Origin of the sequence: Neisseria sp. HMSC31F04, from assembly GCF_001807735.1 — a bacterium.
Lineage (GTDB): Bacteria > Pseudomonadota > Gammaproteobacteria > Burkholderiales > Neisseriaceae > Neisseria > Neisseria elongata.
Genome location: NZ_KV790826.1, coordinates 18,419 through 30,667 on the forward strand (window position 1 = coordinate 18,419; position 12,249 = coordinate 30,667).

The 12,249-nt window shown below is 55.4% G+C and carries 11 protein-coding genes and 3 pseudogenes; 10 read left to right on the plus strand and 4 right to left on the minus strand.

The features are described from left to right. Window positions 1-29 precede the first annotated feature (29 nt). Both HMPREF3107_RS09760 and HMPREF3107_RS09765 read left to right on the plus strand, forming a co-directional pair. Complete coding sequence (locus HMPREF3107_RS09760) at window positions 30-842, plus strand: class I SAM-dependent methyltransferase (RefSeq protein WP_070455144.1); 813 nt, start codon at window positions 30-32, stop codon at window positions 840-842. A 223-nt stretch (window positions 843-1,065) separates the two neighbouring features. After that, window positions 1,066-2,391 carry a DUF2868 domain-containing protein gene (locus HMPREF3107_RS09765; protein WP_070455154.1) on the plus strand — a complete coding sequence of 442 codons (1,326 nt, stop codon included), beginning with the start codon at window positions 1,066-1,068 and terminating at the stop codon, window positions 2,389-2,391. A 90-nt stretch (window positions 2,392-2,481) separates the two neighbouring features. Here the strand turns inward: HMPREF3107_RS09765 and ybaK are convergent, their stop codons facing one another. Further along, complete coding sequence (ybaK, locus tag HMPREF3107_RS09770; protein WP_070455155.1) at window positions 2,482-2,964, minus strand: Cys-tRNA(Pro) deacylase; 483 nt, start codon at window positions 2,962-2,964, stop codon at window positions 2,482-2,484. 141 nt (window positions 2,965-3,105) lie between these two features. Between ybaK and HMPREF3107_RS09775 the strand changes: the two genes are divergently transcribed. Then, a complete protein-coding gene (locus HMPREF3107_RS09775) occupies window positions 3,106-4,488 on the plus strand; it encodes an alanine/glycine:cation symporter family protein (protein WP_070455145.1) in 1,383 nt (460 codons plus the stop codon). Window positions 4,489-4,622: 134 nt separating this feature from the next. Further along, window positions 4,623-5,141, plus strand: coding sequence for a hypothetical protein (locus tag HMPREF3107_RS09780; RefSeq protein WP_070455146.1), 519 nt, complete (start codon window positions 4,623-4,625; stop codon window positions 5,139-5,141). A 109-nt stretch (window positions 5,142-5,250) separates the two neighbouring features. Here HMPREF3107_RS09780 and HMPREF3107_RS09785 read toward each other — a convergent pair whose 3' ends face one another. The 3 genes from HMPREF3107_RS09785 to HMPREF3107_RS09795 all read right to left on the minus strand — a co-directional run bounded on the left by HMPREF3107_RS09785 (window position 5,251) and on the right by HMPREF3107_RS09795 (window position 8,972). After that, window positions 5,251-6,567 carry a sulfate adenylyltransferase subunit 1 gene (locus HMPREF3107_RS09785; protein WP_070455147.1) on the minus strand — a complete coding sequence of 439 codons (1,317 nt, stop codon included), beginning with the start codon at window positions 6,565-6,567 and terminating at the stop codon, window positions 5,251-5,253. 145 nt (window positions 6,568-6,712) lie between these two features. Next, a complete protein-coding gene (locus HMPREF3107_RS09790; RefSeq protein ID WP_070455148.1) occupies window positions 6,713-7,618 on the minus strand; it encodes a phosphatidate cytidylyltransferase in 906 nt (301 codons plus the stop codon). 511 nt (window positions 7,619-8,129) lie between these two features. Further along, window positions 8,130-8,972: an ORF6C domain-containing protein gene (locus HMPREF3107_RS09795; RefSeq protein ID WP_083284674.1), complete on the minus strand. Its 843-nt coding sequence runs from the start codon at window positions 8,970-8,972 to the stop codon at window positions 8,130-8,132. A 127-nt stretch (window positions 8,973-9,099) separates the two neighbouring features. On the opposite strand from HMPREF3107_RS09795, the gene HMPREF3107_RS09800 reads away from it, so the two are divergent. The 6 genes and pseudogenes from HMPREF3107_RS09800 to HMPREF3107_RS09820 all read left to right on the plus strand — a co-directional run bounded on the left by HMPREF3107_RS09800 (window position 9,100) and on the right by HMPREF3107_RS09820 (window position 12,002). After that, the gene (locus HMPREF3107_RS09800) at window positions 9,100-9,372 is read left to right on the plus strand and encodes a hypothetical protein (protein ID WP_070455149.1); all 273 of its coding nucleotides are present in this window, start codon (window positions 9,100-9,102) and stop codon (window positions 9,370-9,372) included. A 40-nt stretch (window positions 9,373-9,412) separates the two neighbouring features. After that, window positions 9,413-9,574: pseudogene (locus HMPREF3107_RS12830) on the plus strand (DNA-binding protein); the annotation flags it as partial. A 103-nt stretch (window positions 9,575-9,677) separates the two neighbouring features. After that, window positions 9,678-9,953: pseudogene (locus HMPREF3107_RS12205) on the plus strand (phage tail protein); the annotation flags it as partial. 10 nt (window positions 9,954-9,963) lie between these two features. Then, window positions 9,964-10,210, plus strand: a pseudogene (locus HMPREF3107_RS12415) (phage tail protein); the annotation flags it as partial. A gap of 635 nt (window positions 10,211-10,845) precedes the next feature. Further along, window positions 10,846-11,514, plus strand: a complete 669-nt coding sequence (locus HMPREF3107_RS09815; RefSeq protein ID WP_083284675.1) for a DUF4376 domain-containing protein — start codon at window positions 10,846-10,848, stop codon at window positions 11,512-11,514. Continuing rightward, window positions 11,511-12,002, plus strand: coding sequence for an enoyl-CoA hydratase (locus HMPREF3107_RS09820; protein WP_070455150.1), 492 nt, complete (start codon window positions 11,511-11,513; stop codon window positions 12,000-12,002). The genes HMPREF3107_RS09815 and HMPREF3107_RS09820 overlap by 4 nt, the downstream gene beginning before the upstream one ends. Window positions 12,003-12,249 lie beyond the last annotated feature (247 nt).

Consider the following 12,249-nt stretch of genomic DNA (forward strand, 5'->3'; position numbering starts at 1 on the left):
AAACCGCCTTATCCGGAAAGGAGTTGCTTATGTTGAAAATCGAAGATGCCGTCAGCGAAACGTTGCTGATTACCCTCTACATGAGGCACCTCGCCTCAAACCTTCCCGATCCCATTATCCGTGACGAATCGGCAAGCCGTTTGGTGGCGGAAATAGACTATGATTTCTCCAAGTTCGACCATGCCGAGCGCAGCATAATCGGCACGGCGATTCGGGCTGATTATTTCGACAAACTGGCTGCCGATTTCATCCGCCGTCAGCCCAATCCCGTTATCGTCGTTATCGGCTGCGGTTTGGACGGCAGGCGCGGGCGGATCGGCCGGGCGGCGGACAACGTGCCGTTTTACCAACTCGACCTGCCCGAAGTTATCGCCATCCGCAGGAAACTGCTGCCGCCGCAGGCAGGGGAAACGCTGATTGAGGCATCCGCCTTCGATACGGGCTGGATGGAGAACGTAAGCGGCAGTCATCCCGACGCGCAGTTCTTTTTGATATTGGAGGGCGTGCTGACGTATTTCGACAATGAAACCGTCGGCGGCCTGTTTAAAAATCTGGCTCATTATTTCCATCATGGCGAAGCGGTGTTTGACGTATCCAGTTCGTGGATGGTGAAAAATTCGGGCAAACACGATGCCGTCAAACATACCCGCGCCCGTTTTGCCTTCGGCTGCGACGACGACCGCGAAATCGAGCGTTGGGCGGACAACCTGCACCTGATTTCGGCGAAGTATATGGCGACGGATTTTCCCGCTTGGAAACGGCTGGGGCTGTTTTACTGGATTATGCGGCTGGTTCCCGTGTTGCGAAATTCCTACCGCCTGCTGCATTACCGGATCGATTGAACAGCGGGCGTTGCAGGAATCCTGCCTCGGTAGCAAACCGGCAAACGGGCGGATTCGGCAAGCTTATTCAGCCCTCCTGCGGACAAATGTCGGGGAGGAATGGCCGCTTTCAGGACGGCATTTCCGGTTGTGCGGGTTTGTATGGAAACCGCTATCTGAGGTCGTCTGAAAAGTTATGCTAGAATCGACGCCTTTTCAGACGGCCTTATGGTATCCGCCCATGCTGCTCCACCCGAAACGACTGTTGGCCGAATTGGTCCGCATCCTTGAAGAAGACGGTTATATTTTTGCCGCTGACCCCGCCCAAATCACAGATTCCCTACGCGACAGCGACGACGGGCCGGAAGCGCGGCTTTTGCGCCGTGCGGCCTTAATCGACCGCAACGGCAGATTGGCTGATGCGCTGCAACGCAACCGAAACGGCGTGTTTTGGTTGTGGGTGGTCGCCGCCACCTTGTTGTTCACCTCCTCTTTTTCCGCCACCTTCGTCCTGATGGACGAGCAGGGGCTGAATTTTTTCCTGGTATTGGCGGGCGCGTTGGGCTTGAACAGCGCGATGCTGCTGCTGTGGCTGGCGGTGGTGGTTTTTCTGCGCCGGACAACCGTGCTGCCATTTTCCAGCCCCTCCACTTGGCTGCGCAGCAAAGACCCGGTCAATCAGGCCATACTGAGGCTTTATGGCTGCGAATGGACAAAACCCGCCGTCCGCTGGCGCATCGGTGCGGCGGCGCACAGTTTGTGGCTGTCCACGCTCGCCGGCGTGCTGGTATGCGTCCTGCTGTTGCTGCTGGTGCGCCAATATACGTTCAACTGGGAAAGTACGCTGCTGAATGCTGATGCACTGGTGAAAACCGTGGCCGCCTTGTCCTGGCTGCCTGAAAAAATGGGTTTTGCCGTGCCGGATGCGGGCGCGGTCGCCTCGGGCCGTCTGAACGGCAGTACGGCCGATGCCCGCGCTTGGGCGGGACTTTTAATCGGCAGCATTGTCTGCTACGGCATCTTGCCGCGCCTTGCCGCATGGTTGGCCTGCGTATGGCTGCTGCGCCGTGCCGAATCGGGCCTGCCGCTGGATGCGCCGTATTACCGCAAGATTATCGAAGGTTGGCAGAGAAGCATTGTCGATGCCGACGATTTTCAGGAAAACATTGCCGCAGTCGGCCGGAAATTTGTTTTGAACGGCGACCCGAAATGGGCGGTGATGCTGGAAACGGAATGGCAGGATTCGGATTGGTATCGGGGCGTGCTGGCGCAAGAATGGCAGGACAAGGGCTGTGCCGACAGCCGCGATGCCGTGGCCGCATTGACGGAAGCGTTGCGGCAAACGCCCGCACAGCTTTTAATCGGCGTGCGCGCCCATACCGTGCCCGACCGGGGCGTGCTGCGGCAGATTGCCGCTTTGGCCGAAGCGGCGCAGGGCGGCGCGGTGGTACAGCTGCTGCAAGATACGGCCGTTCATTCGGGCAACCTGCTGCCGCAATGGCATGACGCATTGGACAAGCGCGGCATTGCCTGGCTCAATCCGCCGCATATCGCGCAAACGGGCGGTTAGAAAGAGGAAGAGGCCGTCTGAAAGCCCGGTTCGGTAACCAAACCAAGCTTTCAGACGGCCTCTGTTTATTTCCAATCAATTTATTTTCAATCAGTCTGCCGCCACATCCACGGCTTCCGCCGCCAGCGCGTTTAAGGCAATCGGGGAGATTTCGACCAAAAAACCGCGTTTGCCGCCGTTGATGTAGATTTTGTCCAGCGCGGCAATCGAACGTTCCATATAGACGGGCAGGGTGGTTTTACAGCCGAAGGGGCTGGTGCCGCCGACCAGGTAGCCCGTCCATTTGTTTGCCTGCTGCGGATCGGCAGGTTCGATGTGCTTCATGCCGAGCAGGCGGCCGAGTTTACGGGTCGAAATCTGCTTGTCGCCGTGCATCAGCACGATTAGCCCTTTTTTCGCTTCGTTTTGCAGCACGATGGTTTTGACGACGACGTGCTCGTCCACATTCAGGCAGTGTGCTGAATGTGCCGTGCCACCGCGTTCCTCGTATGGGTAAAGGTGCGGGACGAACTCGATTTTATGCTGCCGCAGGAAGCGGACGGCGGGCGTAACGGGGTGGTCGGTTTTGCTCATGGCTGTTCGGCGGGAAAGAAAAACAGCGGCCATCTTACCACGGCGCAGGTAAAGGCGGCCGTTTTTTGCTTGCATAAATTTACATTGTGTGCTGAAATGCGCCGCTTGGTCAAATTGTAAACAATTCGGAGAATCTGCAAGATGGAGCAGGTTGAAAAATTCATCCATTGGTTAAACGACATCGTTTGGGGGCCGGTCATGCTGGTGCTGCTGGTCGGCACGGGCATCTGGCTGACGCTTATCCTGCGCGGCTTGCAGTTCGGCATGCTGTTTTATGCCTTGAAACAGGCTTTCCGCCCGCATCCTAAGAAGGACGACGGCAGCGACCACGAAGGCGACGTATCGCATTTCGGCGCGCTGATGACGGCCTTGTCGGCCACCATCGGCACGGGCAACATCGCCGGTGTGGCCACGGCCGTGGTAACTGGCGGGCCGGGCGCGGTATTCTGGATGTGGATTACCGCCATTTTCGGCATGGCCACCAAATACGGCGAAGGCGTGCTGGCAGTGAAATACCGCGTTACCAACAGTAAAGGCGAAATGTCCGGCGGGCCGATGTATTACATTGAAAACGGCTTGGGCAAAAAATGGAAATGGCTGGCCTTCCTGTTTGCCTTTTTTGGCGTGATGGCCTCATTCGGCATCGGCAGTACGGTGCAGGCCAATTCGGTGGCGCAGGCGGTGCACAGCAGCTTCGGCATCGATACTTGGATTACCGGCGTGGTGCTGACGCTGATTACCGCGTTCGTGGTGTTGGGCGGCATTCAAAGCATTGCCCGCGTCAGTTCGGTGGTGGTGCCGTTTATGGCCGTGCTGTATATAGTCGGCGGACTGGTGGTGATCGCCATGCATTTCGATTTGCTGTTGCCTGCGTTGAAAGTCATCATGCACGACGCCTTTAGCGGACAGGCCGTTGCCGGCGGCGTGGTCGGTACGGTCATCCGCTACGGCGTGGCACGCGGGGTCTTTTCCAACGAGGCCGGTATGGGTTCGGCGCCGATTGCCGCCGCCGCCGCGAAAACCGACCATCCCGTGCGTCAGGCCTTGGTGTCGATGACGGGTACGTTTTTAGACACCATCATCGTCTGCTCGATTACCGGCATCGTGCTGGTGATGGGCATACTGCAAAGCAACGGCGGTGCATTTGCCGTCCCCGACCTGGAAGGTGCGGCACTGACGACCGCCACTTTCGATGCGATGCTGTCCGGCTACGGCGGCTGGGTGGTTACCATCGGCCTGATTTTCTTCGCTTATTCGACTACGCTGGGCTGGTGTTATTACGGTGAAAAATGCACCACTTATGTATTCGGCGACAAATCCGTGCCGATGTACCGCGTGATTTACGTCGCCACGGTCATGCTCGGCACAGTCCTCAGCATGGATATGGTGTGGGCGGCTGCCGATACCTTCAACGGCCTGATGGCGGTTCCGAACCTGATCGCGCTGTTGTTGCTGTCGAAGGTAATCGTGCAGGAAACGCGCGACTTCAAAGCCAAACGCGCAAGCGGCGAGTTGGATTATTAAAAGCAGTTTGATAAAGCAGTATTAAAGAGGCCGTCTGAAAACGAGGAATGATGTTTTCAGACGGCCTGGTTGTCAGCCTGCTTTATTTGACTGTAATCGGGCTGACGTAAAGATTTTTTGTTAAGGAACAACAGATGGATTTGAAAAAAGTTTGCTGCCTGTGCGCCATGTTGGCGGTGTCGCCCGTATTTGCCAAAGGCGGTGCGGCTTGGCAAAACGACCCGGTCGTCGCTATGTTGCGGGACGGCGGCAGTTTGGGTAAAGCGCAGGCGATTGATCCGCATCCCCTTTTTGCTGCAGACGGGGATAAAAATAGCATCTATCCCGACACTTTGCGTTTGGATGATAAGGCAAAGCACATCTACACTATTGTCGGAGAAATCAAATACGGCAGCAAAGATACTTCCGGCATGCGCCATAAAAACGCAAGTTATGCACGTTTCCTGACAGTCGTGCATTGCGGCAAATACCGGTTTGAAGAAGCTTCTGCGGCGACTACGGTAACGTTTGATGCCAAGAACCGGGTTTTAAGCGTGGACGGGCCTTACCCTCGGGAAGAGTATTCCCAAGAAGCATTGGCTGAGTCGGACGAACTGAATAGGGACCTGCCGCTTGCCAAAGCCGTTTGCGCATTAGTAGATCGGAAAAAATAGGCAGTTGCGCGTTGGCCGGAATGCCGTTGCGCGGAAAACATGGCAGAGGCCGTCTGAAACAGCGAAAGCATGTTTTCAGACGGCCTTTAAGTTTGCGTGGCGGCGTAAATCAGATTTCGAAGCTGTCGGATTCGCCGTGTTCGCGGCCTATCATGCCTGCGGCCACGGTATGGTTGGTGGCTTCGTCTATCAGGATGAATGCGCCCAATGCGGGGTTTTCGGTATATGGCATGGCATTGAGCGGTTGCTGCAGGATGATGTTCAGACGGCCTATGTCGTTTGTTTTCAGGGTGTCGGCAGCGGTTACTCGGCTGAGGGTGTGTACGTCCCACACATAGCTGATGCTTTTGATTTTGGCGGCGGTGGTGCGGGTGGTGTGTTTGAGCAGGTAGCGGCGGCCGGTGTTGAGCGGGGTGTCGTCAAACCAGCAGACGGCGGCTTGGATTTGCTTGGCCGGCTGTATGGGGCTGTCGACGGAAACGATGGTGTCGCCGCGCGAGATGTCGATGTCGCGGTCCAGCGTTACGGTCAATACTTCCCCTGCGGCCGCTTCTTCGGCCAGGCCTTGCGGGGTGTGGATTTGGGCGATGCGCGCGGTGTGTCCGGCCGGCAGGATTTTGACTTCGTCGCCGGTTTTCAGACGGCCTGCTTCAAGCCTGCCCTGATAGCCGCGGAAGTCGTCGCTGCTGCTGCCGTCTTGCCGGGCGACGCGCTGGACGGGGAAGCAGGCGGGCTGGTGTTCGGTTTTGCTTTGGGCGGCCGGCAGGTTTTCGAGCAGGGGCAGCAGCGGTTCGCCCTGATACCAAGGGGTGTTTGCACTGGGATTGACGATGTTGTCGCCTCCCAGCGCGCTGATGGGGATGAAGCGGATGTCGGCGTTCAGGCCGATTTGCGCGGCCAGTTTTCGGTAGGCGGAAACGATTTTTTCGTAGGCGGCGCGGTCGAAGCCGAGCAGGTCGAGTTTGTTGACGGCAACGATGATGTGCGGGGTGCCGAGCAGTTTGAGTATCGCGCTGTGGCGTTTGGTTTGCGGCAGCAGGGCGGGCTCTTCGCCGTTGAAATCGACGCGGGTGGCGTCTATCAGGATGATGGCGGCGTCGGCAGTGGATGCGCCGGTAACCATGTTGCGGGTGTATTGTTCGTGCCCGGGGGTGTCGGCGATGATGAATTTGCGTTTCGGGGTGGCGAAGTAGCGGTAGGCGACGTCGATGGTGATGCCTTGTTCGCGTTCGGCGGCCAGGCCGTCGGTCAGGCCGGCGAAGTCGGGCGTTTGACCGTTTTGCGCCGTTTGGTCGAGTTTGGCGAGTTGGTCGGTCAGCAGGGTTTTGCTGTCGTAGAGCAGGCGGCCGATGAGGGTGGATTTTCCGTCGTCGACGCTGCCGGCGGTGATGAAGCGCAAGACGGGGGCGGTTTCGGGCGTGGTCATGGGGTTTCCTTTTTCAGACGGCTTGAAGTTGGACGGTAATGTAATCAGGCCGTCTGAAAAAGGGAAAGAATGCTTGCTTGTAAGTAAAGACGAATCGGCTATATGAGGCCGTCTGAAAAGGTGTTTTCAGACGGCCTGCGGGTTTTCAGGTCCAGTAGTAACGCACGATGTGGAAGAAGACGGGGGCGACGAAGCAGACGGAATCGACGCGGTCGAGCATGCCGCCGTGGCCTTGTATCATGTTGCCCCAGTCTTTGACGCCGTAGTCGCGCTTGATGGCCGACATGACGAGTCCGCCGAAGAATCCCATCAGGCAGATAATCAGCCCCATCGCTCCGGCCTGCCAAGGGTTGAACGGGGTAATCGGTGCCATCATGACGGCTAATACTGTGGCTGAGGCGATGCCGCCGACGGTGCCGGAAACGGTTTTGGACGGGGATAACGAAGGCATGATTTTCGCGCCGCCGATCAGTTTGCCCCAGATATATTGCAATACGTCGGATGCCTGTACGACGCCTATCAGGAAAATCAGCAGCAGGATGTTGTTTTCTTTGTTAAATTCGTCTATTTCCAGAAACAGCAGGGCGGGGACGTGCGACAGGCAGAAAATGCAGACCATCGCCATCCATTGGGTTTTGGCGGCACGTTCGAGGAAGTGGGCGGTTTGCCCGCTCATGCTGGCGATGATGGGCAGCAGCAGGAAGGCGTACATCGGAATCAGAAGGGCAAACAGGCCGTACCATTCGCTCCATACCAGATAGTATTGCCCGGGCAGCAGGATGTAGAAGCAGGCCGCCATGCTGTAATAATCGCTACGGCGGCGGTAAATCAGGGTCATGAATTCGCGCAGGGCGGCAAAGGAAATCAGGAAAAAGAGGATGACCGCGCCGATTTTGCCGAACCAGAAAGCGGCCAGCAGGACAAAAGTCATCAGCCACCAGGCATAAATGCGGGCATTCAGGTTGGCAATGGTGGCGTTGGCCGCGCCGTGTTTGCGTCTCAGCCATTGGCCGATCAGCGAGGCAATGAGCAGGTGTGGGGAGGTGTTTATTTTTGCACTGAGTGAGTAGAAGAAAAAAAACGGCGAAAATCTTTATGGGGCGTGGGTTTGAGCAAAGCTGGTGCGGGAAAAAACTTGCACCAGCTTTTGCTTTGGTTTGATAAAAAATGCGTTATCTTTTGCATTGAAATGAGCGTGGATTGAGCACTTTTAAAAAAGGATTTAAAAGGTTTTAAACCTGACCGCTGAGCTGCTCCTTGCAACCGGTGGCTTCTACGTTTAAATCCTGTTAAACCCTGTCAGCCAGCCTACGCATAAAAAGCTATCTATTTTGTGGGCTGGTGTTTAGTATGAATCTAAGATTGCAACAATAAAGTAAGGAGAGGTCGCGTCTTAACAGAACAAGTTTAAGGTATGAACTTATACAGGGGCTTGTTTAAACTAGTACGGTGTACAAGTTTAAACAAGCCAAATAAAATCAGTAATATAAAAGATATTTTGACTACCTATTCAAAAATATAACTTGTACGCTAAATACCACTCTCAAACTTGTACGGTTAAATCATTTTCGCTTGGCTAATTCGCGTTTTTTATTAGACAAGGAAGTGTATGCCTGCTCTAACTCATCGTCGCTTAAATCTGCTTTGCTATTCACCTTAAATTTAGCCTTTATGTGCTTCTTGAACCAAGCCTCCAGCTCGGGAATTTCTTTGAAGCTGGCATGGATATAGCGATACTTCCGGTTTCTCCATTCGTCGCCCGGCAATTTTTTGCGGGCGTTTTTTTGTTTCATTAAGCGCCCAACCGTGGAACGGAGATAGTTGCAAGCATCATCAAACTGTTCCAGCCTGAGCAAGCGGTAACTAGGAATTTTCATGCGGCGGTTAAAGGCCGTCCAAACCGCTTTATGGCCTCTAGGTTTTTGTTTTACGCTACTCTCGATGACCACTATGTCATCGACTAGTTTTTGTATCGCAGATGCTTGCTCATCTGTGATGTGCTCCTTGCCAGGCTTTACATCTGCCACCGTTTTGCTGACGTGTTTGGTCGTATTTATGTTGTTGATGGTTGAACCGTTGCCAGCAATCACACTATTGGACATGGTATTACCGCTAATCATCTGCTCTGCCGATTTTTCGCCTTCTCGCCTAGTTTGTTCGGCCAAAGATTCAGCTTGATCCGGATTGCGTTGATTAAACAACACATACATGACATCCACGCCTAAACTGCCCATCCGCACCAAAATATTAGACGGAATATTGCTTTGCGCTATTTCGTAAGTCCTTAATGTATTTCTAGTTATATCTATTTCCCTAGCAAAATCCGCTTTAGAGTATCCCAAGCGAACCCGCTCCGAAATCAGGCGATCTGCCACTTCTTCCATCATTGCATTTTCGTCAGACATGATATCTCCATTGTAAATAAATTTGACATGGTTAAATTTATTTACTAATATTCGTACAAGTAGTGATGAAACATCTTTGGTGCTTCATCTAAGTTGTTAAATTTAGCATAGAAATTGAGCGTATTTTATGAACTCTGAAAAAATCTATCAAGAGCTAAACAAGCGGGGCTACAACGCTTCAATCATTGCCGAAGCAATTAACGTGTTGCCTCAATCTGTTGCGGTTGTTATTCGGACGGGGAAAGGTAGTAAACGAATCGCAACAGCTATCTCTGCTGCTATGGATAAAAAGCTAGAGGATGTTTTCCCTTTTTATCGTGAAAAAGCCAATAAAAAAGCTCACACACAACAGCGAGCAACCTCCCTTAAGGAAAAAATCAGTCGGTTGGAAGCTGCATAGAGGCTGAATCATGGGTAACGAGTACATCGACCTGAAGGGGATGCTGGCACTTGAATTGCCGAACCTGACCAGAAGGCTGCCTACATTACGCAAAATGGCTCAAGAACAAGGATGGCCGTACCGTAAACGCCAAGGGCGCGGTGGCGGTGTGGAATACCAAATAGCCGGGCTACCTGAAGAAATCCAAACCGCGGTACGGGAGCGGCAGGCAGAGCAGCTGCTGGCTCAATCACAACCGGCGGTGCTGCCGAGCGTGGCCAAGGCCAAACGGCCTGTGGCGGTGCGGCGGATGGAGCAGCTGGGTTTGCCGATTGGCTGCCGCCGCAGGCTACACCATCACCATCAGCGAGCCGCAGCCCTTCCGCGCCGGTGTAAACCGCGCCGGCGACCGCCTCGCCCGCGAAGACATCATGTGGGTGTGGTGGGTGGACGTGGCCGCCCAATCGCAAACCGTGTGGCGCTTTCGAGCAGGCAGCGGCACCGCCGGCAGCCGCTTGAGCCAATACAGCGATGCCGTGATCGAGAGCCTGTTCAACCGCCTCAAGCCCGCCCACACCGCCATCCGATTTACCTACCGCTAAAGGACGATTTATGCACCCCATTGAAACCCCCGATAAGACCTTCCACGACGGCGACGGCGTGTCCGAATTGGGCACCATCCTGCCCGCGTGGTGGCTCAACCAAGTGCAATCCGAGCTGCTGGCCGTGCTGACTGCGGCCGGTATCCGGCCGGATAAGTCGCAGCCTAATCAATTACTGGCAGCACTGAATAAGCTGGCTGTAGTTACCACCGGCAACCAAGAAATCAGCGGCGACAAAACCTTTACCGCCGCCGCCACCTTTAAGGCGGGCGCGTTCGTGGCCGACTCCGTGGGCGACTTTGCCGCTAACCAATATTTGCAAATCGGGTCCAATAACGTCAATTCCTATTTGCACAACAAAAAAAGCAACAAATTCCTGTCGATGCGCAACGATGGCGAATTGCGCTACGACGGAAAGCGCGTGGCGATGCTGCCCGACCTATCCAATGTCTCCCGACGCGATTACTCCCGCGAGCAAACGCCGGTCAATCCGGCGTACGCCTCGGAACGCTACAAAACAGAGGGCAGTGTCAGCGTTTATCCGGACGGCCGCATCGTGCAGACGTTTTGGCTCAAAGTGGTGGCGCATACCTTCTGGCTGCCCGAAGAGCTGCCGGGGTTTCAGGTGGCATCCGCTAATGACGTATCCGTTGCACTGTCCCTATGGACGGCCATGCCAAACAAAGTAACCAACGTGCAAGTGCAAACCCTGCGCTGCTCCGACCCGAACAAATCCAGCTACTACTATGCCGAGGCGGCCGAGCTGCCGGCCGTCTGGGCATTGCGCAAACAGAAGGGCAATAAAAACACGGTATGGTTGGATATCGGCCGTATTGCCGGGTCGATGGGCAACGACCGGATTGATATTTTTGTCAACGTGGAGGGCTACTAAATGACATATTACGCACGCGATACCGGCCACGGCCTCGAAATCATCGACGGCGACTGGCTGCATTTGTATCTGAGCCCGGAAAAGGCCGCCGAACCGCTGCAACACGGGCTGATTAAATTGAGCGAAGCACAGCATCGGCAGCTCATCAATCACCAAGACGACCACCCGTATATCGAGCGGGGAGAGGTAGTATTTAACCCTCGCCCCAGCGCCGCGCATGAGTGGGACGAGGCAAACCGGCAGTGGAGATTGGATGCTGCCCGTGCCGCCCGGCTCAAAGCCGAGCAGCAGGCCGAAGTGTGGGAGCGCATTAAGGCCAAGCGCTACGACAACCTGCGGCACGGGGTGTTTGTCAAAAGCGTGGGCAAGTGGTTTCAGACGGACGACGCCAGCCGCACCCAATATTTGGCGCTGGCAGTCATGCCGAGGCTACCTGAAAAGCTGCCTTGGAAAACGATGGATAACAGCTTTGTGAACATGACCAAAGCCCTGCTGGGTGATCTGATGGAGCAGATGCTGGTGGACGAGCAGGCCGACTTTGCCAACGCCGAACGCCACAAAGCGGCGATGGAAAAAGCTGAAAACCCGCTGGAATACGACTACAGCGACGGCTGGACGGCAAACTTTGATGAGCAGCCCGCTGCTGAGCTTGAGGAGGTAGGTAAATGAGCCAGTGCCTAATTTATCTAGCCTTGTACAAAGGCCGCCGCGACGGCACAGGCTGGCGCGTGTGGGCGGCACGGTTTACCGATGGGCTGACCCGTGTTTTGACACGCGGGCGGTACTCACATTGCGAGATTGCGGTGAGGCTACCTGAAACGGCAGCCGGGCAGGAATACGCGTGCTACTCCGCTTCCATCCGCGATAAAGGCGTGCGTATGAAAATCATGCCGCTGTCTGAGGATAAATGGGATTTAATCCCGCTGCCCTCCACCCCGGAGGCACACGGGCGGCTGCAGCGGGTATGGAGGGCCACAGAGGGGCAGGGCTACGACCTGGCGGGCGCATTGGGTATCGCCTTCGGGCTGCGGCATAACCGCCGCCGCTGGTTTTGCAGCGAATGGTGTGCCGCCGCATTGGGGCTGCCCGACTGCTGGCGCTGGTCGCCCAACGACCTCGCCGCCATCGTGCCCGCTCTATATAAGGAGGAGGCATGAAAATACCCGCCACAGGGGCGGGGAATACGAAAGATGAGACGGCGACGCGGCAGGTGCGGGAACACCCGCCGCGACAGCCAAGCAGAACCAGCCTGCATTGACCCAAGGCCGCCACCCTCGAGGGCGCGCGGATTGTATCACGCAATGTAGGAAAAATAATGCAATACCGATGCAAAAGCTGCAGCAAATTACTGGCCGTTGGCAGCGGCACCGTGCAAATCAAGTGCCAACGCTGCAAAACAGTAAA